This is a genomic window from Streptomyces gossypii (assembly GCF_025165795.1).
GTDB lineage: Bacteria > Actinomycetota > Actinomycetes > Streptomycetales > Streptomycetaceae > Streptomyces > Streptomyces gossypii.
On the sequence record NZ_JAJAGO010000006.1, the window covers coordinates 132,490 to 154,580 of the forward strand.

Annotated in this window: 13 protein-coding genes and 2 pseudogenes; 7 read left to right on the forward strand and 8 right to left on the reverse strand. The window is 71.3% G+C overall.

Going from position 1 to position 22,091, the window contains the following annotated elements; all coding sequences use genetic code 11:
- Nucleotides 1–325 precede the first annotated feature (325 nt).
- Complete coding sequence (locus tag LHJ74_RS14110; protein ID WP_260218352.1) at nt 326–2,470, reverse strand: FUSC family protein; 2,145 nt, start codon at nt 2,468–2,470, stop codon at nt 326–328.
- A gap of 286 nt (nt 2,471–2,756) precedes the next feature.
- On the opposite strand from LHJ74_RS14110, the pseudogene LHJ74_RS14115 reads away from it, so the two are divergent.
- A pseudogene (locus LHJ74_RS14115) lies at nt 2,757–3,305 on the forward strand (serine/threonine-protein kinase); the annotation flags it as partial.
- 264 nt (nt 3,306–3,569) lie between these two features.
- Here the strand turns inward: LHJ74_RS14115 and LHJ74_RS14120 are convergent.
- From LHJ74_RS14120 to iolC, 5 genes are all read right to left on the reverse strand, one after another.
- Nucleotides 3,570–5,066, reverse strand: coding sequence for a CoA-acylating methylmalonate-semialdehyde dehydrogenase (locus LHJ74_RS14120; RefSeq protein WP_260218353.1), 1,497 nt, complete (start codon nt 5,064–5,066; stop codon nt 3,570–3,572).
- Nucleotides 5,067–5,125: 59 nt separating this feature from the next.
- Nucleotides 5,126–7,042 carry a 3D-(3,5/4)-trihydroxycyclohexane-1,2-dione acylhydrolase (decyclizing) gene (gene iolD / locus LHJ74_RS14125; protein WP_260218354.1) on the reverse strand — a complete coding sequence of 639 codons (1,917 nt, stop codon included), beginning with the start codon at nt 7,040–7,042 and terminating at the stop codon, nt 5,126–5,128.
- Nucleotides 7,039–7,965 carry a 5-deoxy-glucuronate isomerase gene (gene iolB, locus LHJ74_RS14130; protein WP_260218355.1) on the reverse strand — a complete coding sequence of 309 codons (927 nt, stop codon included), beginning with the start codon at nt 7,963–7,965 and terminating at the stop codon, nt 7,039–7,041. Before iolB ends, iolD begins: the two co-directional genes overlap by 4 nt.
- Nucleotides 7,966–8,042: 77 nt before the next feature.
- Nucleotides 8,043–8,924, reverse strand: coding sequence for a Cgl0159 family (beta/alpha)8-fold protein (locus LHJ74_RS14135; protein ID WP_260218356.1), 882 nt, complete (start codon nt 8,922–8,924; stop codon nt 8,043–8,045).
- Nucleotides 8,925–8,990: 66 nt separating this feature from the next.
- On the reverse strand, nt 8,991–9,992 hold the full coding sequence (gene iolC, locus LHJ74_RS14140; protein WP_260218357.1) for a 5-dehydro-2-deoxygluconokinase: 1,002 nt from the start codon (nt 9,990–9,992) through the stop codon (nt 8,991–8,993).
- Between the two features lie 179 nt (nt 9,993–10,171).
- On the opposite strand from iolC, the gene LHJ74_RS14145 reads away from it, so the two are divergent.
- From LHJ74_RS14145 to LHJ74_RS14155, 3 genes are all read left to right on the forward strand, one after another.
- Nucleotides 10,172–11,074, forward strand: a complete 903-nt coding sequence (locus tag LHJ74_RS14145; protein WP_260218358.1) for a sugar phosphate isomerase/epimerase family protein — start codon at nt 10,172–10,174, stop codon at nt 11,072–11,074.
- Nucleotides 11,075–11,193: 119 nt separating this feature from the next.
- A complete protein-coding gene (locus tag LHJ74_RS14150) occupies nt 11,194–12,213 on the forward strand; it encodes a Gfo/Idh/MocA family protein (RefSeq protein WP_260218359.1) in 1,020 nt (339 codons plus the stop codon).
- A 539-nt stretch (nt 12,214–12,752) separates the two neighbouring features.
- Entirely contained in the window at nt 12,753–12,980 is a 228-nt protein-coding gene (locus LHJ74_RS14155) for a heavy-metal-associated domain-containing protein (RefSeq protein ID WP_260218360.1), read from the forward strand.
- Between the two features lie 375 nt (nt 12,981–13,355).
- Here LHJ74_RS14155 and LHJ74_RS14160 read toward each other — a convergent pair whose 3' ends face one another.
- Nucleotides 13,356–14,672 carry a citrate synthase gene (locus LHJ74_RS14160; RefSeq protein WP_260218361.1) on the reverse strand — a complete coding sequence of 439 codons (1,317 nt, stop codon included), beginning with the start codon at nt 14,670–14,672 and terminating at the stop codon, nt 13,356–13,358.
- A gap of 176 nt (nt 14,673–14,848) precedes the next feature.
- Nucleotides 14,849–17,068, reverse strand: a complete 2,220-nt coding sequence (recD2, locus tag LHJ74_RS14165) for an SF1B family DNA helicase RecD2 (RefSeq protein WP_260218362.1) — start codon at nt 17,066–17,068, stop codon at nt 14,849–14,851.
- 274 nt (nt 17,069–17,342) lie between these two features.
- On the opposite strand from recD2, the gene LHJ74_RS14170 reads away from it, so the two are divergent.
- The 3 genes and pseudogenes from LHJ74_RS14170 (at nt 17,343) to LHJ74_RS14180 (ending at nt 22,005) form a co-directional block, all read left to right on the forward strand.
- Nucleotides 17,343–18,350 carry a LacI family DNA-binding transcriptional regulator gene (locus LHJ74_RS14170; protein WP_260218363.1) on the forward strand — a complete coding sequence of 336 codons (1,008 nt, stop codon included), beginning with the start codon at nt 17,343–17,345 and terminating at the stop codon, nt 18,348–18,350.
- On the forward strand, nt 18,347–19,894 hold the full coding sequence (locus tag LHJ74_RS14175; protein WP_260218364.1) for a sugar ABC transporter ATP-binding protein: 1,548 nt from the start codon (nt 18,347–18,349) through the stop codon (nt 19,892–19,894). Before LHJ74_RS14170 ends, LHJ74_RS14175 begins: the two co-directional genes overlap by 4 nt.
- 79 nt (nt 19,895–19,973) lie before the next feature.
- Nucleotides 19,974–22,005: pseudogene (locus LHJ74_RS14180) on the forward strand (ABC transporter permease/substrate-binding protein).
- Nucleotides 22,006–22,091: the final 86 nt, after the last annotated feature.

The window sequence follows — 22,091 nt, forward strand, 5'->3', positions numbered from 1 at the left end:
GCCTCCGCGACAGCCGTGACTGGCGGCACAGCGTACTGGCGGGCGAAGGCGCCGAACAAGAGATCGCGCCGTGCCGCCGGACAGGCCCCAGGGCCTTGGCGGATCTTGTACGCGGCCGTTGTCGGCCGGTTCACCGGGTGTCTCGCCCGCCGCCGCCTACGCCTACGCCCGGGGCCGGGGCCTGGGGCCTGGGGCCTGGGGCCTGGGGAGACCCCATGCTCACTGGGTCGGCCAAAAGTCCTGGTAGCTCCACTACCAGGATTCCGGCCGCCTTCGGTGACCGCACGCACCGGACGACGCTTCCCTGGCGGGCAGACCCTGCCGGTCACGGCACCAGTGCCTCGGCGAGTTCGTCGAGGGCGTCGGTGAGGAGGTCCGCGGCGCGGAGTTCGACCGGCGAGAGGGCGTCCTCGGCGGACTGCCAGGCTTCGAGAGCGTCGTGGACCCGGCTCCAGTCCAGCGGCGCGCCCGCGCGCAGCGCCTCGCTCGCGGCGCCCATCGACTCCGCCAGCGCACGCGCGTACACGGCGGCGGGGGAGGTCTTGGCGGCAAGGGAGGGCTCGGCTGCCGAGGAGGAGTGCTTCGCCTTCGGGTCCGGCAGATGAGCCTCCAGCAGCATGGTCACCCGCCCCATCGTGACCAGTGCCAGCTGCGCGTCACGGGCGGCCCGCCGGTTCACCCCCCGGTGCCGGACCGGCTCGGCGCCGGCGCGCCCGGCCGCCTGGTCCCAGGCCGTACGGGAGGCCCGTACGTCGAGCAGCGCGTCGCGCACCTGGCGCGGGTGCCGGTTCTCCGGGTACGCGAAGGCGTCGAACACGGCGGTGGCGTAGCGCCCGTTCGCGTTCAGCCAGTCGGCGAGCCGGTCGCGCAGCCGTGGTGTCTCCCAGGTCGGGAAGAGCGCGTAGCTGAGCATCGCCACCAGGCCGCCGACCGCGGTGAGCCAGACGCGCTCCGGCACGGTCTGCGCCCACTCGGAACCGGCGATGCCCAGCAGGAAGATCACGTAGGCCGCGGTGCAGGCGGAGACGATGATGTATCCGGCGCTCATCAGCAGGTACATCATGCCGATGGAGCAGACGGCGAGGGCGGCGCTCACATACGGGCCGGGGCTGGTCAGCGCCGTCACGCTGCCCGCGATGACGACCCCGGCCAGGGTGCCCACGAAGCGGGCGACGCCGCGTTCGAAGGTCTGGGAGAAGTCGGGGCGCAGCACCATCACGGCGGTCAGCGCGACCCAGTAGCCGTGCTCCGGCGGAAGCAGCTCACCGAGGAAACGGCACAGCGGGACGACGACGGCCAACCGGAGCGCGTGCCGCAGGATGGGCGAGGACCAGCGCAGTTCACGCCGCAGCGCACGCAGGGCGACCGGCAGCAGGCCCGGCACGGAGGGACGGTGCAGATGGAGTGGGCGCTCCGACGGGTCCACGCGCTGCCAGCCGCTGCCGACGGCGCGCGGCATCGGGAAGGAGCGGGTCACCTCGACCGGTTCCTGCGCCGCCTCCACAGTGTCGTCCGTCAGGGCGATCAGCCGTATGGCGGTCTTGCGGGCCGGGCCGCTGAGCACCGGGCCGGATTCGGGAACCTGGAGGACGGCCAGCGCGTCCTCCGGGATGCGGACCGGTTCGCCGCGCCGGATCGCACGTGCCGTGGCGTCCAGCACGGTGCCCGCCGCCGCCAGCAGCGCCCGTACCCGGTCGCGTTCGGGCCCTTCGGACGGGACGCCGCCGACCACCGGGTCGGCGAGCGAGGCGAGGACCGGCCGGAAGCGTTCCGCCAGCGCCCGGTAGCCCTGGAGCTGGCGCGGACGGCGGCGCGCCTCCCGCCGGGTGACGGCCGCCGCGTCGCGCGCCTCCATCAGCGGCTCGGGGTCGAACGCCGCACGGGGGTCGTGCCGCAGGCGGCGCGCGTAGTCGGCCACGCCGGCCAGGGCGTCGGCGAGCGTGTCGCGCCGCTCGCCCCAGGGGCGTACCGGGAAGAGCTCGATCAGCGCCGCCTGTACGAGTCCGCCCACCGCGATCAGCGCGGCGTGACCCAGCGCCCCGAGCACCGAGGTGGGCAGGGTGACGGCGACCAGCATCACCGCCACGGTCAGCGAGGCGACGACCCCGGAGGTGGGCCCCGTCGCCCAGGCCATGCCCGCGGCGAACGCCCATACCGCCAGCAGCGCGAGGAACGCGGCGTCCCAGGGCACGCACAGATAGCCGACGAAGGTGGAGAGGGCGAGCCCGGCGGCGGCACCGAGCGCGAGCACCGGGCGGGGGCGCCAGCTGCGCTGGAAGGTGGCGGTGCCGGAGGCGAAGGCGCCGAAGGCACAGGAGACGGCGAGGGTCGGGCCGCCGAAGTACAGGGCCAGCCCGACCGTCAGTGCCACTCCGCACGCGCCCCGGATCGCGAGGAAGGGGGTGAGCGAGGTGCGCTCGACCCGCAGTCCGGAGCGGGCGGTCTCACGCAGTGCTCGTCGCCAGCTCATGATCGCGAGGGTAACCGGGGCGCGGGCCGCTGCGCGCGGGGCGGCACATCCCTCGGACCAGTCGGGCAGATGAGGCGACCACCCCGGGGTGGAGGGCAGCAGCATGGCGGTGCTCCGCGCAACGGCGGCAGTCTGTCCCCGGGCGGCAGTGCCCGCCAGGCACAGCCCCGCATGGGACACGGTCCTGGTCGTCGTCTCTGTTTCCAACCGGGCGCTCATATTTGCTGGTTGGGTAGGTGTTGAATGGGTGGTCGGTGGGGTGTGGTTCCGGTAGGAGAGGGGTGCCATGGAGCCGCTGGCGGCTGGAGATCCGGTGCGGGTGGGTGATTTCGTGCTGCGTGCCCGGCTGGGCGCAGGAGGAATGGGGGAGGTTTTTCTGGGCCGGTCGCCGGGTGGGCGGGCAGTGGCGGTGAAGGTCGTGCATCCGCATCTGGCGCGGCAGGCGGAGTTCCGGCGTCGCTTCCGGCAGGAGGTGGCCGCCGCGCGGGCCGTCGGTGGAGCGTTCACCGCACCGGTGGTGGCAGCCGGTCCGGAGGAGGATCAGCCGTGGATCGCGACGGTCTATGTTTCCGGGCCGCCCCTGGCCGTGGCCAAGGCCGGGCCGCTGCCGGACGACTCGGTGTGGCCGCTGGCGGCCGGGCTGGTCGAGGCGCTGCAGGCCATCCACGCCGAGAGGCTGCTCCACCGTGATCTCAAGCCGTCGAACGTGCTGCTGGCCGCGGACGGCCCGCGGGTCATCGACTTCGGGATCGCCCGGGCGATGGACGCCACCGCGCTGACCGGAACCGGCACAGCCATAGGCACGCCCGGCTTCATGTCCCCGGAAGAACGCGAAGACCTGACCTGCCGCCGCCAGCAGGCACAGCGGACGAGCCGTACCTCCAGCCCCCGAGAGGCGGCTCGGTTGCTGGCCGAGCTGGTCGCGGACCACGTGCGCGTACTGGGACCGGACCACCCCGCCACCCTGACCACCCGCCGCAACCACGCCCGGAATGTTCGGAAAGGATGACGGATCCGAGGGACGCCGGAGGAGCTCAGCACCGCCCGGCCGCCGGGCCTGGTGCGGGCTCCGGCGGCCCGGTACGGCTCGCGGCGCGGCCTAATCGTGGTGGGGGAAGCCGAGGTTGACGCCTCCGGTGTCGGCGGGGTCGGGCCAGCGGGTGGTGATGACCTTGCCACGGGTGTAGAAGGCGATGCCGTCGTTGCCGTAGATGTGCAGGTCGCCGAAGAGGGAGTCCTTCCAGCCGCCGAAGGAGTGGTGGCCGACCGGCACCGGGATGGGCACGTTGACGCCCACCATGCCCGTCTCCACTTCCAGCTGGAAGCGGCGGGCGGCGCCGCCGTCGCGGGTGAAGACGGCGCTGCCGTTGCCCCAGGGGGAGCTGTTGATCAGGGCGAGTGCCTCTTCGTACGTGCCCGCGCGCATGACGCACAGCACCGGGCCGAAGATCTCGTCCCGGTAGGCGTCGGAGTGGGCGGGGACCTTGTCCAGCAGCGAGACACCGAGGAAGAAGCCGCCCTCGTGGCCGGGCACGGTGTATCCGGTGCCGTCCACGACGACTTCGGCACCCTGCGCGGCGGCGCCCCGTACGTAGGAGGCGACCTTCTCACGGTGCTCGCCGGTGATCAGCGGGCCCATCTCGGAGGCCGGGTCGCTGCCGGGCCCGATCCGCAGGGCGGCGGCCCGCTCCGCGATCCGGGCCACCAGATCGTCGGCGACGGAGTCGAGGGCGACGACGACGGAGACGGCCATGCAGCGCTCCCCCGCCGAGCCGTAGGCGGCGCTGACCGCGCTGTCGGCGGCGTGGTCCAGATCGGCGTCGGGGAGCACGAGCATGTGGTTCTTGGCGCCGCCGAGTGCCTGCACCCGCTTGCCGTGCCGTACCGCCTGCTCCTGGATGTAGCGCGCGACGGGGGTGGAGCCGACGAAGGAGACGGCCTTGACGTCCGGGTGCTCCAGAATCCGGTCGACCGCGGGCTTGGCTCCGTTGACGACGTTCAGCACGCCGTCCGGCACCCCCGCCTCGGCGGCCAGCTCGGCGAGCCGGAAGGCGGCCGAAGGGTCCTTCTCGCTGGGCTTGAGGACGAAGGTGTTGCCGCAGGCCAGGGCCAGCGGGAACATCCACATCGGCACCATGGCGGGGAAGTTGAACGGGGTGATGCCCGCGACCACCCCGAGCGGCTGGCGCACCGAGGCGACATCCACCCGGGTGGACACCTCCGTGGACAGCTCGCCCTTGAGCTTCTCGGAGATCCCGCAGGCCAGCTCCACGATCTCCATGCCCCGGGCCACCTCGCCCAGCGCGTCGGTGTGCACCTTGCCGTGCTCGGCGGTGATCAGCGCGGCGATCTCCTCCCGGTGGGCGTCCAGCAGCTGGCGGTAGGCGAAGAGGATGGTGCTGCGCCGGGCCAGCGAGACGGTGCCCCACACCTGGTACGCCTCCTTGGCGGCGGCGACCGCCTGGTCCACCTCCTCGGCGGAGGCGAGCGCGACGCGGGTTGTCTGCTCGCCGGTGGCTGGGTCGTGGACGGGGCCGAAGTCGCCGGAGGTGCCGTCGACGGCCTTGCCGCCGATCCAGTGGCCGAGGGTCTTCATGAGGGAACACACCTTTCTCGCTGCTTGTCGCTGCTGTCGCTGCGCGGGCCGAGCAGGAACTACAAGTGCCATCGGCGCTCCGCCGCGCGGCGCTCGTACTCCGCGCGGGCCGCCACCGCGGCGGGCCTGCCGGAGACCTCGGCCACCGGCACGTCCCACCAGGCGTGCGCCTCGGGGCCGGGCGGCGCCGGGGCGGTCTCGACGTAGACGCACACGGGCACCTCGACGGCGCGGGCCGTACGCAGCGCGGAACGGAGGCTGTCTGCCGTATTAGCCCGCAGCACCCGCATGCCCAGCGACTCGGCGTTGGCGGCGAGGTCCACGGGCAGCGGGTCGCCGGTGTAGCCGCCGTCGGCCGCACGGTAGCGGTAGGCGGTGCCGAAGCCCTCGCCGCCGGTCGCCTCGGAGAGGCCGCCGATGGAGGCGTAGCCGTGGTTCTGGAGGAGCACCACCTTGATGGCGATGCCCTCCTGGACGGCGGTGACGATCTCCGTCGGCATCATCAGGTAGGTGCCGTCCCCGACCAGTGCCCATACGGGACGGTCCGGGGCGGCGAGCCGGACGCCGAGGGCGGCCGGGATCTCGTAACCCATGCAGGAGTAGCCGTACTCGACGTGGTACTGCCGGGGGGAGCGCGCGCGCCACAGCTTGTGCAGGTCGCCGGGGAGCGAGCCGGCGGCGTTGATCAGCACGTCCTCGTCGCCGACGACCGAGTCCAGCGCGCCCAGCACCTGCGTCTGGGTGGGGCGGGCGGCGCCGTCCCCGACGGCGAAGGCCGCCTCGACGGTCTTCTCCCAACGGGCCCTGCCCGCGCGGTACTCCGCCTCGTACGCCTTGTCGACCCGGTGTCCGCGCAGCGCGCCGTGCAGCGCCTCCAGCCCGGTGCGGGCGTCCGCGACCAGGGTGCGGGCGCTCATCTTGTGCGCGTCGAACGGGGTGATGTTGAGGTTGACGAAGCGCACTCCCGGCGCGGCGAACAGCGTGTTCGAAGCCGTGGTGAAGTCGGTGTAGCGGGTGCCGACGCCGAGGATCAGATCCGCGCCGCGCGCGATCTCGTCGGCGACGGCCGTACCGGTGTGGCCGACGGCGCCCAGCTCCGCCGGATTGTCGTGGCGCAGCGCGCCCTTGCCCGCCTGGGTGACGGCGACGGGGATGCCGGTCGCCTCCACCAGGGCGCGCAGCGCCTCCTGGGCCTCGCTGTGGTGGACCCCGCCGCCCGCGACGATCAGCGGCCGGTCTGCCGTACGTACGGCCGCGGCGGCCTCGGCCAGCGCGGCGGGCTCCGGCGGCGGGCGGCGGACCTGCCACACCCGCGGGGCGAAGAAGTCCTCCGGCCAGTCGTACGCCTCGGCCTGCACGTCCTGCGGCAGCGCGAGGGTGACCGCACCCGTCTCCACCGGGTCGGCCAGCACCCGCATGGCCTCCAGCGCGGCCGGGATCAGCGCCTCGGGGCGTGCGACGCGGTCGAAGTGGCGGGAGACGGGCCGCAGCGCGTCGTTGACCGAGAGGTCGCCCGCGTACGGCACTTCGAGCTGCTGGAGCACCGGGTCGGCGGGCCGGGTGGCGAAGGTGTCCCCGGGCAGCAGGAGTACGGGAAGCCGGTTGACCGTGGCCAGGGCCGCACCGGTGACCAGGTTGGTGGCGCCGGGGCCGATGGAGGTGGTGACCGCCTGGGCGCGCAGGCGGCCGGACTGGCGGGCGTAGCCGACGGCGGCGTGCACCATCGCCTGCTCGTTGCGGCCCTGGAGGAAGGGCATGGCGGCGTCCTCGCCGGGGGGTCCTCCGTGCGACCCGCGCTCGGGGTGCTGCGCGCGGTGTTCCAGCAGGGCCTGGCCGATACCGGCGACGTTGCCGTGGCCGAAGATGCCCCAGCAGGCGTTGATCAGCCGCTGCCGGTGGCCGTCCCGCTCGGTGTACTGGGCGGCGAGGAAGCGGACGAGGGCCTGGGCGACGGTGAGCCGCCGGGTGGCGGTCATGACGCGGACCCGCCGGACCCGCCGGACGCGGGAGCGGGCGCCGCGTAGAGCGGCAGTCTCGGATCCACCGGCTGCGCCGGCCAGCGCTCCCGGATCCACGCGTGCTCCGGGTGGTCGCGGATGAGCCACTGGCGGGCGCCGGGACCGGCCATCACGTTGAGGTAGTACATGTCGTGTCCGGGGGCGGCGATGGAGGGGCCGTGCCAGCCGTCCGGGATCAGCACGGCGTCACCGCCGCGCACCTCGGCCAGCACGTCGGTGTCATGCCCCGGACCGGAGGGGGACACCCGCTGGTAGCCGAGTCCTTCGGTGGCACCGTGCGGGGCGATCTCGAAGTAGTAGATCTCCTCCAGCGCGCTCTCCTCCCCCGGACGGTCCTCGTCGTGCTTGTGCGGCGGATAGGAGGACCAGTTGCCGCCGGGGGTGAGCACCTCGACGGCGATCAGCGCATCGGCCTCGAACACGCCCGCGGCGGCGAAGTTGTTGACCTGCCGCGAGCAGTTGCCGGTGCCGCGCAGCTCGACGGGCACGCCCGCGGCGGGCCCGTACCGGGCGGGCAGGCGGCGGGTGCAGCGGGCTCCGGTGAGCGCGAAGCGCCCGCCCGCCGCACTGGTGATGCCCACCTCGGCGTCGCGGGGCGCGTAGGCGAAGTCGCTCACTCCGGCGAAGACGCTCTCCCGGCCCTCCAACGCGAAGGTCTCGCCCCCGGGCTCGCCCTCGGCCGTCACCGACACCGAGCAGCCGCCGCTCAGCGGCAGCACGATCCACTCACTGCCGCCGGTGGCGAAGGAGTGCGCGCCGCCGGGCGCCAGTTCGAGCACGCGGAGTGCGGAGAAGCCCCAGCCCGCGTTCTCGGGGTCGATGTCCAGTGCGTACGGGCCCCGGCCCGCGCTGCCGTTCGGACGGTGGAACGCGTTGCTCATCAGGCCCCTCGTATCCGTCATATCCATCGCATCCGTCATTGCCGTCATAGCCGCCATACCCGCCGGGCTCCCCCTGATCAGAGCAGGCCCACCGCGGTGTCCACAGCCTCCTCGACCTTTCCGTCCACCGGATAGAGCAGCGACCGCCCGGCCACCAGCCCCTGCACGGTCGGCAGCCGCAGCGCCTCGCGCCATCGCTCGTACGTGCCCTCCTGGTCGCCGTCGACATCGCCGCCCAGCAGCACGGCGGGCAGCGTGGAGGAGGCCATCACCTGCGCCATCTCCTCCGGATCGGCGGTGACGGGCACCTTCAGCCAGGTGTAGGCGGAGGTCCCGCCCAGTCCGGAGGCGATGGAGAGCGAGGTGGTGACCGCCGCCGCGCTCAGATCACTCGTCAGCTTCCCCGCCACCCGCCGGGAGAGGAAGGGTTCGACGAAGACGGGCAGCCTCCGCTCCGCCATGTCGTCTATGGCGCGGGCGGTGGAGTACAGGGTGCGCAGCGATCCCTCGTCCGTGTGGTCGATGCGGAGCAGCAGTTTGCCCGCGTCGAGCCGGAGGCGCTGGATGTCCTGGGGGCGGTAGCCGGTGAAGCGGTCGTCCAGTTCGAAGGTGGCGCCCGCCAGGCCGCCCCGGTTCATGGAACCGATGGCGGTCTTCCCCTCCAGTGCGCCGAGCAGCAGCAGGTCCTCCAGGATGTCGGCCGTACCGAGCACTCCGTCGACCCCGGGGCGGGCCAGCGCGCGGCACAGCCGCTCCAGCAGGTCGGCCCGGTCGGCCATGGCCAGCCGCCTGCCGCCGACGGAGAGGGCACCGCGCGCGGGGTGGTCGGCGGCGACGATCATCAGCCGCCCGCTGTCGCCGACCAGGGCCGGGCGGCGGGTGCGCGCTGCCGCGGCGGCGGCGATCGCCTCGGGGTTCCGGGCCCGCACGGTGGCGAGTTCGGAGATGCTGATTCTCAAGAGGGGCTCTCTTTCACGGCGTGGGGGTGCGGAGGGCGGCACGCGGGGCGGGACACGGCGGGCCGGTCAGCGGCCGAGGAGGTCGTCGACCTCGGCCGCCGTGGGCATCGCCGAGGAGCAGGCGAGCCGCGAGGCGACCAGGGCTCCGGCCGCGTTGGCGTAGCGCACGATCCGCTCCAGCTCCCAGCCCGCCAGCAGTCCGTGGCAGAGCGCGCCGCCGAAGGCGTCCCCGGCGCCCAGGCCGTTGACGACCTCGACGGGGTGCGGTGGCAGCTCGGCGCTGGTGCCGTCGCGGTGGAGGGCGAGCACGCCCTTGGGGCCCTGTTTGACCACCGCGAGTTCGACACCGGCGTCCAGGAGCGCCTCGGCGCACTCGCGGGGGGCGCGCACGCCGGTGGCGACCTCGCATTCGGCCACGTTGCCGACGGCGACGGTCGCGTGCGCGAGCACTTCGCGGTAGAGCGCGCGGGCGTTCGCCCTGCCGTCCGCGCTCTCTTTGCCGCCTTCTCCCCAGAACATCGGGCGCCAGTCCAGGTCGAAGACCGTGGCCGTGCGGTCGGTGGAGCCTCCCCGTGCGGCGACCGCGGCCAGCGTCGCCGCCCGGCTCGGCTCCTCGCACAGGCCGGTGCCGGTCACCCACAGGACGCGGGCCGCCCGCACGGCGTCCAGATCGAGTTCCTCCGGACGGATGTGCAGGTCGGGTGCCTTGGGACGGCGGTAGAAGTAGAGCGGGAAGTCGTCCGGCGGGAAGATCTCGCAGAACGTCACCGGCGTGGGCTCGGATGCGACCGGTGTGACCCAGCGGTCGTCGACACCGAAGCCCTTCAGGGCCTGATGGCAGTAGTCGCCGAACGGATCCTGCCCGGTGCGGCTGATCAGCGCGGCGGTGCGGCCGAGCCGCGCGGCGGCGACGGCCACGTTGGTGGGCGAGCCGCCGAGGAACTTCCCGAAGGTCTCCACCTCGGCCAGGCCCACGCCCGTCTGGAGCGGGTAGAGGTCCACCCCGATCCGGCCCATCGTGAGAACGTCGAACGGCTCGTTCGTCGGCGGGGTCATGGGTGGGGTCATCGGCGGTGTCCTTCCCCGGTCCTGGAGGTCTGGTGTCGACAGGACCAGATGTAGCCCGCGCTGACAACCCTGTCAATGCAATGTCCTTACATACAGACGTCTAGACCGTGACCGGCTTGCGCACTATCGTGCAACGAAGCCGTCTCCCCGGCCTCTTCCCAGGAAGGAGACCGCCTCCCATGACCGTCCCCCTCGACCGTCTCCGTATCGGTTCCGCCCCCGACTCCTGGGGCGTCTGGTTCCCCGACGACTCCCTGCAAGTCCCCTGGTCCCGCTTTCTGGACGAGGTCTCGCAGTCCGGGTACGACTGGATCGAACTGGGCCCGTACGGCTACCTGCCCACCGATCCCGAGCGGCTCAACGCCGAGACCGCCAGCCGCGGCCTGCGGGTCTCCGCGGGCACCGTCTTCACCGCGCTGCACCGGGGCCCGGCCGTCTGGGAGGACACCTGGGCCCACGTCTCCCAGGTCGCCGAGCTCACCCGGGCGACGGGCGCCGGGCATCTCGTCGTCATCCCGTCCTTCTGGCGCGACGACAAGACGGCCGAACTGATCGAACCGAGCGAGCTGACCCCCGAGCAGTGGCGGGCCCTGACCACCGGCACCGAGCGGCTCGCCCGGCGGGTACGCGACGAGTTCGGCCTGGAGACCGTCGTGCACCCGCACGCGGACACCCATATCGACAGCGAGGAGCATGTGGCGCGGTTCCTCGACGCGACGGACCCGGCCGTGGTCAACCTCTGCCTGGACACCGGGCATTACGCCTACTGCGGCGGTGACAGCGTCAAGCTGATCGAGACGTACGGCGAGCGGATCGGCTATCTGCACCTCAAGCAGGTCGATCCGGAGGTGCTCGCTCGGGTGCGGGCGAACGGGACGGCGTTCGGGCCGGCCGTTCAGCAGGGCGTGATGTGCGAACCACCGCTCGGTGTCCCGGAGATGGAACCGGTGCTGGCGGCAGCGCAGCAGCTCGGCGTCGACCTCTTCGCCATCGTCGAGCAGGACATGTATCCCTGCCCGCCCGACCAGCCGCTGCCGATCGCCCAGCGCACCCGCCGCTTCCTGCGCGGCTGCGGCGCGTAGGCCTCCGGCTGAGAGGCTGCGCACCACGGCCCTCGTGGCCCCGCACGACACCGCACGACACCGCACGACACCGCACGACACCGCACGACAGGCACGACACCGCTTCGGGAGATCCGTACATGACGCAGCAGGCAAGCCTCGGGGTAGCCGTCCTGGGCACGGGAATGATGGGCGCCGACCATGTCCGGCGCATCGACGAAGTCATCAGCGGGGCGCATGTGGCCGCCGTGATGGACATCGACGCCGACCGCGCCCACAAGCTCGCCGGCGGCCTCCCGGGGTGCACCGCCCACACCGAGCCGTCCGCGGCGCTGGCCGCCCCCGGGGTGGGCGCGGTGCTGATCGCCTCCCCCGGCCCCGCCCACGAGGCGGCGCTCGTCGAGGCCCTCGAACGCGATCTGCCGGTGCTCTGCGAGAAGCCGCTCACCCCGGACCCGGACAGCGCGCTGCGGGTGCTGGAGACCGAGCAGAAGCTGGGCAGGCGCCGCATCCAGGTCGGCTTCATGCGGCGTTTCGACAGCGAGTTCACTCAGCTGCGCCAGCTGCTGGCCGGCGGCACGCTGGGGCGCACCCTGCTGCTGCACTGCAGGCACCGCAACGTCCGGGTGCACGACTACTTCACCAACGAGATGCTGATCAACGACTCGGTGGTGCACGAGATGGACACCGCACGCTGGCTGCTGGACGAGGAGATCACCGCCGTCACGGTGGTGCGGCCCCGCCGCTCGTCCCTGGCGCCCGAGGGCCTCGACGATCCGCAGGTGGTGCTCTTCGAGACGGCGGGGGGAGCCGTGGTCACCGTCGAGATGTTCGCCACCAGCGGCTTCGGCTACCAGGTGCAGGCGGAGGCGGTGTGCGAGCGGGGTACGGCCAGGATCGGCGAGGGGCACGGCATGCTCGTCAACTCCGGGGCCCGCTGGGGCGGTGAGATCCCGCAGGACTTCCTTGCCCGCTTCACCGACGCGTACGACCGGGAGGTGCAGCAGTGGGTGACCGCCGCCCGCGGCGGAGTGCCGACCGGGCCCAGCGCCTGGGACGGTTACGCGGCGGCGGCGGTCTGCGCCGCGGGTGTCGAGGCACAGGCGACGGGGCGGCGCACCGAGGTGGAGATGATCGAGCGGCCCGGCTTCTACGCCTGAGGGCTGTCCCGTCACCCCGAATGGGCAGGGCCTTGTCGACCGGCGTGCCGTTGTTGCGGAAGGAGAGGAAGCCGCTGGCGCCCTCCGTCCGCTGGCTGCCGCGCATCTGCGGGACAATCTGGGCCACCGCCTCGCCGGAGAGCGGGCCGCCCTCATGGGAGGCCGTCCAGCCTCCCTTGCGGCTCGCTCCCGCCCGCCCGCGCCGAGGAGATAGCCGAGCGGGGACGGCCCCGCCGGTGAGCCGCTGGATGCCGGCGGCGACGTCCGTGCGCCGCGGCGTCCTGGCGCGCTCCTTGCGGGTGTCGGACAAGCGCAGGGGTCGCAGCTCCCTCGTCCTGTTGTCCTGCGCCGCATCCACCACACGTCACAGCGCCATACCCCTGTGTGACTCAGGTCACAGGAATCACGCTCCCCGCACGCCGGCTCCATCACCGGGTGCGTTATACCCTTGGGGGGTATAGAACATCGAGAGCGCTCGGCGCCGCGTGGCCGTCCACGTGCCTGGGCACCCAGCGCAGCCCACCGACAGGAGCGAGACCATGAGCACCGTCAGCACCGTCACCACCACCTACCGGGTCACCGGCATGACCTGCTCGCACTGCGAGGGTGCGATCCGCGAGGAGGTCTCCGGAATTGGCGGCGTATCCGCCGTCGAAGCGGTCGCCTCGACGGGCCTGGTCACCGTCACCTCAGCGGGCGAGCTCGACGACGAGGCCGTGCGCGCGGCCGTGGACGAGGCCGGGTACGAGCTCGCCGGGCGGGCGTAGGCCCGGACTCCGGGCCGGGCGGACACCCCGGTGCCCGGAAGCGGAACGGAAAACGCCCCGCGACAGGTCCCCCCACGGGCCTGCCTACGGGGCGCTTCCTTGTCCCGGTCATGGATTCCCCCCACGGGATCCTGGCCGGGCGCTTGCCTGGCGTACGCACGCCGGGAGGGCCGCTCAAGGCTGCCCGTGCGCGCACACCGCTCGGCGCCGACTCCGCCGGGTGCCGACGCCACCCGGTTAGACCTTTGACCCCCCGCAATGGTTACCCCCCAATTCTGTGATGTACGTCTCACCGGATGGGCACAAACGGAAGGCCCCGGTCCGCTTGGACCGGGGCCTTCCTCATGCCGGGCGGGGCGCCTCGGCAGGATGGTTTCAGCGGGCCTCGACGGGTACGTAGTCCCGCTCGACGACGCCGGTGTAGATCTGCCGCGGACGGCCGATCCGGGAGCCCGGCTCCTTGATCATCTCGTGCCACTGGGCGATCCAGCCCGGCAGCCGCCCGAGCGCGAACAGCACCGTGAACATGCTGGTCGGGAAGCCCATCGCGCGGTAGATCAGGCCGGTGTAGAAGTCGACGTTGGGGTAGAGCTTGCGCTCGACGAAGTAGCTGTCGCTCAGCGCGTGCTCTTCCAGCCGGAGCGCGATGTCCAGCAGCTCGTCGCTCTTGCCGAGCGCCGAGAGGACATCGTGCGCCGCCGCCTTGATGATCTTCGCCCGGGGGTCGAAGTTCTTGTAGACGCGGTGCCCGAAGCCCATCAGCTTCACGCCGTCTTCCTTGTTCTTCACCTTGCGGATGAAGGTGTCGACGTCACCGCCCTGCGCCTGGATGCCCTCCAGCATCTCCAGCACACTCTGGTTCGCACCCCCGTGCAGGGGGCCCCACAGTGCGTTGATGCCCGCGGAGATCGAGGCGAACATGTTCGCCTGCGAGGAGCCGACGAGCCGGACGGTGGACGTCGAGCAGTTCTGCTCGTGGTCCGCGTGCAGGATCAGCAGCTTGTCGAGGGCGCTGACCACGACCGGGTCGAGGTCGTACTGCGCGGCGGGCACCGAGAAGGTCATCCGCAGGAAGTTCTCGACGTACCCCAGATCGTTGCTCGGGTAGACGACGGGCTGGCCGACGGACTTCTTGAAGGCGTATGCCGCGATCGTCGGCAGCTTGGCCAGCAGCCGGATCGTCGAGAGGTGGCGCTGCTCCTCGTCGAACGGATTGTGGCTGTCCTGGTAGAACGTCGACAGGGCGCTGACCACGGAGGAGAGCATCGCCATCGGATGCGCGTCCCGGGGGAAGCCGTCGTAGAAGCGCTTGACGTCCTCGTGGAGCAGCGTGTGCTGCGTGATCTCGTTCTTGAAGTGGGACAACTGGTCGACGGTGGGCAGCTCACCGTTGATCAGCAGATAGCCCGTCTCTATGAACGAGCCGCGCTCGGCGAGCTGCTCGATGGGATACCCGCGGTAACGGAGGATGCCGTTCTCGCCGTCGAGATAGGTGACCGCTGATTTGTACGCGGCCGTGTTGCCGTAACCGGAGTCCAGGGTCACCAGACCGGTCTCGGCACGCAGCTTGCCGATGTCGAAGCCACGGTCGCCCACCGTACTGTCCACGACCGGGTAGCTGTATTCGCCGTCCTCGTATCGCAGAACGACAGTGCCGTCACTTGCGCGGTGTTCGCTCACTTCTTCCCTCACCGGACGTAGTGCCTCTTCTTCGAGGTGCCCTGACACTTCCACTGTCCCCCATTTGGTGCCGTGCGGTGCACTCGGGGTCGGCCAAAGGGCTCCACGGTGGCACGGAGTGCCGCCTCTAGGACCATCCTGCACCCTGACGGCCCGGCGGTCACCCCCAGGTAGGTTCAGCAGATGGTTCAGCGGCCTGGGCCCGGTGAGCCCGAGAGCCGGAAGTCCAGAGCGGTGCAGCGGCGCCCCGCCGAAACCGTACGCACGGCCTGGCCCAGGGCCCGCTCCGAGCCGACCAGCACGACGAGGCGTTTCGCCCTGGTGACCGCCGTATAGAGCAGGTTGCGCTGGAGCATCATCCAGGCACTCGTGGTGACCGGGACCACTACCGCCGGGTACTCGCTGCCCTGCGAGCGGTGGATGGTGACGGCATAGGCGTGCGCCAGCTCGTCCAGCTCGTCGAAGTCGTAGGCCACCTCCTCGTCCTCGTCGGTGAGCACCGTCAGCCGCTGGTCGTCCGGATGGAGCGAGCCGACCACACCGACCGTGCCGTTGAACACGCCGTTCGCCCCCTTCTCGTAGTTGTTGCGGATCTGGGTCACCTTGTCGCCGACCCGGAAGACCCGGCCGCCGAACCGCTTCTCCGGCAGCTCCGGACGCGCGGGCGCCAGGGCCTGCTGCAGCAGGCCGTTGAGCGAGCCCGCCCCGGCGGGCCCGCGGTGCATCGGCGTGAGGACCTGCACGTCACGGCGCGGATCCAGCCCGAACTTCGCGGGGATGCGGCGGGCGACCACGTCGACGGTGAGCCGCGCGGCCTCCTCCGCGTCGTCCTCGGCGAAGAGGAAGAAATCCGGCAGACCACGGGTGAGGGGCCGCACCCCGGAGTTGATGCGGTGCGCGTTGGTGACCACGCCGGACTGCTGGGCCTGGCGGAAGATCCGGGTGAGCCGCACGGCGGGCACCGGCCCGCCCTTGGCCAGCAGATCCCGCAGCACCTCGCCCGCCCCCACCGACGGCAGTTGGTCGACATCGCCGACCAGCAGCAGATGGGCACCCGGCGGCACGGCCTTGATCAGCTTGTTGGCCAGCAGCAGGTCGAGCATGGACGCCTCGTCGACCACCACCAAGTCCGCCTCCAGCGGCCGCTCCCTGTCGAACGCCGCGTCGCCGCCCGGCTTCAGCTCCAGCAGCCGGTGCACGGTGGACGCCTCGGCGCCGGTCAGCTCGGCGAGCCGCTTGGCGGCCCGCCCGGTGGGGGCGGCGAGCACCACCCTCGCCTTCTTGGCGCGGGCCAGCTCGACAACCGACCGCACGGTGAACGACTTGCCGCAGCCCGGCCCGCCGGTGAGCACCGCGACCCGCTCGGTCAGCGCCAGCCGGACGGCCTCCCGCTGCTCGGGCGCGAGATCCGCCCCCGTACGAACGGCGAGCCAGCTCAGCGCCTTCTCCCAGTCGACGCCACGGAAGGCCGGGAGCCGCTCCTCGTCGGTACGCAGCAGGCGCAGCAGCTGGGCGGCGAGGGACATCTCCGCACGGTGGAAGGGCACCAGATAAACGGCCGTGACGGTCTGCCCGTCCTCGCCGGGGACGCTCTCGCGCACCACTCCCTCCGGATCGGCGGCCAGTTCACCGAGGCACTCGATGACCAGGCCCGTGTCGACCTGGAGGAGTTTGACCGCGTCGGAGATCAGCTGCTCCTCGGGGAGGAAGCAGTGCCCCTGGTCCGTGGACTGCGAAAGGGCGTACTGCAGCCCGGCCTTCACCCGCTCGGGGCTGTCGTGCGGGATGCCGACGGCCTGGGCGATGCGGTCGGCGGTCAGGAAGCCGATTCCCCAGACGTCGGCGGCCAGCCGGTAAGGCTGCTGGCGCACCACGGAGATGGAGGAGTCGCCGTACTTCTTGTAGATGCGCACGGCGATGGAGGTGGAGACGCCGACGCCCTGAAGGAAGATCATCACTTCCTTGATCGCCTTCTGCTCCTCCCAGGCGGCGGCGATCAGCTTCATACGCTTCGGGCCGAGGCCGGGAACCTCGATCAGCCGCTCCCCGCCCGCCTCGATGACGTCCAGGGTGTCAAGCCCGAAGTGGTCGACGATGCGCTCGGCGATCTTCGGGCCGATGCCCTTGATCAGGCCGGAGCCGAGATAGCGCCGGATGCCCTGGACCGTGGCGGGCAGCACCGTCGTGTAGTTCTCCACCGTGAACTGGCGGCCGTACTGCGCGTGCGAACCCCAGCGGCCCTCCATCCGCAGCGACTCGCCCACCTGCGCACCGAGCAGCGAGCCCACGACCGTGAGCAGTTCGCCACCGCGCCCGGTGTCCACCCGGGCGACCGTGTAGCCGTTGTCCTCGTTGGCGTAGGTGATGCGCTCCAGGACTGCTTCGAGCACCGCGAGTTCGACCGACATGTCACCGACCGTAGACGCGCGCACCGACAGCCGCGACTCCCTGTGGACGGCCCGTCGCCCAGCGGCTGCCTTCCGCTCTCCCTGCCGCCTGCTTCCCGTCCTGCGCGGTGTCACTTTCCGTACTGAAACCCCCCGCGCCCAAATCTGTTGTCACGATAGGATCTCGGCCTCTTGCTCCTGCCTCCGGGCGCCGTTTTAATCTCCCATGTAATCGTTACCATGAAGCGCGGAACGACGAAGATCATGAAGCGCGAAACGAGGAAGTGCGGCGTCGATGGCGAGCATCAAGGATGTCGCGGCGCGAGCGGGCATATCCGTCGCCACGGTCTCCCGGGTGCTCAACAACCACCCCGCGGTGCGCCCCGCCACCCGGGACCGGGTGCTGGCCGCCATCACCGAGTTGGGCTACCGGCCCAACGGTGTCGCCCGTTCGCTGCGCACCCACCAGACCCACACCCTGGGCCTGGTCATCAGTGACGTGCTGAACCCGTTCTTCACCGCTCTCGCCCGAGCCGTCGAGGACCAGGCCCGTGACCAGGGGTACAGCGTCATCATCGGCAACGCCGACGAGCAGCCGGAACTCCAGGACCACCACGTCCGCTCGCTCCTGGACCGCCGCATCGACGGGCTGCTGGTGAGCCCGACGGACGACAGCTCCCCGCTGCTGGCCGAAGTGGCCCGCTCCGGCGTGCCGGTGGTCTTCCTGGACCGCTGGATACCCGGCGTCGACGTGCCGGTGATCCGCGCGGCCGGCAGCTCTGCCGTACATGACCTGGTCGCCCACCTGTACGGGCTGGGGCACCGCCGGATCGCCATCATCGCCGGTCCCTCCAACACCACCACGGGCAACGAGCGGGTGATCGCCTTCCGGGAGGCGCTGGACTCGCACGGGCTCGCCGCCCCCGACCGCTACCAGCAGCACGGCGACTACCAGGCGGCGAGCGGACGCCGGGCCGCCGCCCGGTTCCTCGACCTCCACGACCCGCCCACCGCCGTCTTCGCCGCCGACAACCTGATGGCGCTGGGCGCGATGGACGAAATCCGCCACCGGGGCCTGCGGGTCCCGGACGACATCGCGCTGGCCGCCTTCGACGACATCCCCTGGTTCCTGCACACCGATCCGCCGCTCACCGCCATCGCCCAGCCCACCGGGGCGCTCGGCCACGCCGGCGTACGGGCGCTGATCGACCTGCTCGACGGCCGTGCGACGGATTCGGTAACCCTCCCCGCCCGCCTTGTCCCGCGCCGCTCCTGCGGCGAGTCAGAAATGGAGCACCGTTGACCACCTTCGACCAGCCGCCACTGCCGCCGACGGCGCCGGCTTCCGCACCGGCGCTGCTGCGCACCGAGGCCGTGACCAAGGCTTTCCCCGGGGTGAAGGCTCTGGACGGCGTCGACTTCGAACTGCGCGGCGGCGAAGTCCACGTACTGCTCGGCGAGAACGGCGCCGGGAAGAGCACCCTCATCAAGATGCTCGCCGGGGCGCACCGCCCGGACAGCGGACGCATCCTGGTCGACGGCCGCGCCACCCGCATCCTGGACGCCCAGGACGCGGAGAAGCACGGCATCGCCACCATCCACCAGGAGTTCAACCTCGTCCCCGACCTCACCGTCGCCGAGAACATCTTCCTGGGCCGCCAGCCGCGCAAGTACGGCCTGATCGACCGCAAGCGGATGGACTCCGACGCCACCGCCCTGCTCGCCCGGGTCGGCGTGGACGTCTCCCCGAACGACAAGCTCCGCCATCTGGGCGTCGCCCGGCTCCAGATGGTCGAGATCGCCAAGGCGCTGAGCGTACGGGCGCGGGTGCTGGTCATGGACGAGCCGACGGCCGTCCTGACCACCGGCGAGGTGGACCGTCTCTTCGAGATCGTGCACCGGCTGCGCCTGGAGGGCGTGGGCATCATCTTCATCACGCACAAACTGGAAGAGGTGGCGCGGCTCGGTGACCGTGTCACCGTGCTGCGCGACGGCCGCAGCATCGCCCAGATCCCGGCAGCCACCGACCGCGACGAGCTGGTGCAGCTGATGGTCGGGCGCAGCATCGACCAGCAGTACCCGCGTGAGCGCGGGGCACTGCACCGCGGGACGGCGCCGCTGCTCCGGGTCAGCGGGCTGAGCCGCGCGGGGCACTTCGACGGAGTCGGCTTCGAGGTACGGGCGGGCGAGGTCGTCGGCCTGGCGGGGCTGGTGGGTGCGGGGCGCACCGAGGTGGCGCGCGCGCTCTTCGGCGCCGACCCGTACGACAGCGGCACCGTCGAGGTGCAGGGGCGCCGGGTGCAGGGGAACGACGTGCCCTCGGCGATGGCCGCGGGCATCGGCCTGGTGCCGGAGGACCGCAAGGGGCAGGGGCTGCTGCTGGACGCCTCGGTGTCGGAGAACCTGGGCCTGGTCACGCTGCGCGCCGCCACACGCGGCGGTTTCGTCGACCTGGCCGGTCAGCGGCGCGCGGCCTCCTCGATCGCGGCCCAGCTCGGCATCCGGGCCGCCGGCCTCGACAGCCGCACCCGCACCCTCTCCGGTGGCAACCAGCAGAAGGTCGCGATCGGGAAGTGGCTGCTGGCGCAGAGCAAGGTGCTGATCCTCGACGAGCCGACCCGCGGCGTCGACGTCGGCGCCAAGCTCGAGATCTACCGGCTCGTCAACGAACTCACCGCGTCGGGACACGCCGTCCTGATGATCTCCAGTGATCTCCCCGAGGTGCTGGGCATGAGCGACCGGATCCTGGTCATGTGCCAGGGCCGGATCACCGGCGAAATCCCCGCCGAACAGGCCACCCAGGACGCCGTGATGGCCCTGGCGGTCCAGGGGGCGTCTTCAAATTAGCGCCGTCCGCCCGGAGGGCGGACTTTGAAGACACTCCAAAACCGCATCCACCAGCTGAAACAAGATATGGAGGGCCTTCGTGGCCACTGATCTGAAAAAGACGGGCCCTGGCCGGGGCCACGGCGGCGAGGGGGGCAGGCCGGGGCGCGGCATACCCGCCGAGGGCCTGCTGCCGCCGGTGGTCCGCCGGATGCTGTTCGAGAACGGTGCGCTCGCCGCGCTGCTGGTGCTCATCGTGGTCATGGCGATCATGTCGCCGGACTTCCTGGACACCAACAACCTGCTGAACGTCGGCGTGCAGGCCGCGGTCACCGCGATCCTCGCCTTCGGCGTCACCTTCGTGATCGTCTCCGCCGGAATCGACCTGTCCGTCGGTTCGGTGGCCGCGCTCTCGGCCATGGTGCTGGCCTGGTCGGCGACCGAGCAGGGGATGCCGGTCTTCTTCGCGGTGCTGTTCGCACTCGCGACCGGAACGGTGTGCGGTCTGGTCAACGGGATGCTGGTGTCGTACGGCAGGCTGCCGTCGTTCATCGCGACGCTGGCGATGCTCTCCATCGCCCGCGGCCTGTGTCTGGTGATCTCCGACGGCACCCCGGCGGCGCTGCCCACCTCGCTGGAGTGGCTGGGCAAGGACTTCGGCGACTGGCTGCCGGTGCCGGTGATCGTGATGCTCGTGATGGCTGGTATCGCGGCGCTGGTACTCAACCGCACCTTCCCGGGCCGCGCGATGTACGCGATCGGCGGCAACGAGGAGGCGGCACGGCTGTCGGGCATCCGGGTGAAGCGGCAGAAGCTGTTCATCTACGGCCTGTCGGGCTGCTTCGCTGCCGTGGCGGGTATCGTGCTGGCCTCCCGGCTGGTCTCCGCCCAGCCGCAGGCGGCGGCGGGCTATGAGCTCGACGCCATCGCCGCCTGTGTCATCGGCGGTGCCAGCCTCGCGGGCGGCAAGGGCAAGGCTTCCGGCACGCTGATCGGCGCACTTATCCTCGCTGTCCTGCGAAACGGCCTCAACCTGCTGAGCGTCTCGGCCTTCTGGCAGCAGGTGGTGATTGGGGCGGTGATTGCCCTCGCCGCGCTTCTCGATACACTCCGTCGCCGTACGTGATCTTTTCGTTTTGCCTCACGTGTAACTCTCTCAACTACCGTCGACTGCAAGGAATGCAGTAATGCGTATACAGAAGAGAACCACCCTCGTGGCTGCTGTCGCCGCGCTCTCCGCCGTCGCCGCCACCGGCTGCGGCTCGGACTCCGACTCCGGAAGCGGCGACGGCGACAAGGCCAAGATCGGCATGTCGCTCTCCACCCTCAACAACCCCTTCTTCGTGGAGATGAAGAAGGGCGCCGAGGCGGAGGCCAAGGCACACGGCGTGGACCTGACGGTCACCGACGCGCAGGACGACGCGTCCGCCCAGGCCAACCAGCTCCAGAACTTCACGAGCCAGAGCATGGACGTGATCGTCATCAACCCGGTGGACTCCAAGGCCGCCGGGCCCTCGGTCAAGGCCGCCGGCAACGCCGACATCCCGGTCATCGCCGCCGACCGTGCGGTGGAAGGCGCGGAGCCCACCGCGACCGTCTCCTCGAACAACGTGCAGGGCGGCGAGATGGCGGCCAAGGCCCTCGCCGAGAAGATCGGCAAGAAGGGCGAGGTCGTCGTCCTCCGGGGCATAGCCGGTACTTCCGCGTCCAACGAGCGCTTCGAGGGCTTCGAGAAGGGCATCAAGAAGTACAAGGACATCAAGGTCGTCGCCAAGCAGCCTGCCGAGTTCGACCGGGCCAAGGGCCTGGACGTCATGACGAACCTCATGCAGTCCAACGCAGGCATCGACGGCGTCTTCGCCGAGAACGACGAGATGGCGCTCGGCGCCGTCAAGGCGCTCGGCAGCAAGGCGGGCGACTCCGTCCAGGTCGTCGGCTTCGACGGCACCCCGGACGGGCTCAAGGCCGTCAAGGAAGGCACCATCACCGCCAGCATCGCGCAGCAGCCGGACGAGCTGGGCAAGATGTCGGTCCGGAACGCCGTGCGTGCGGCCGACGGCTCGGACGTCGACAAGGAGATCAAGGTCCCGGTGAAGCTGGTCAACAAGGAGAACGTGGCCGACTTCTCCTGACTCCCGACTCCTGACGGCTGAGGAGACGGATGCGTGTGCGGCTGCCCATGCCGCAGGCCGCGATCTCCACCGCGGCCGCATCCGTC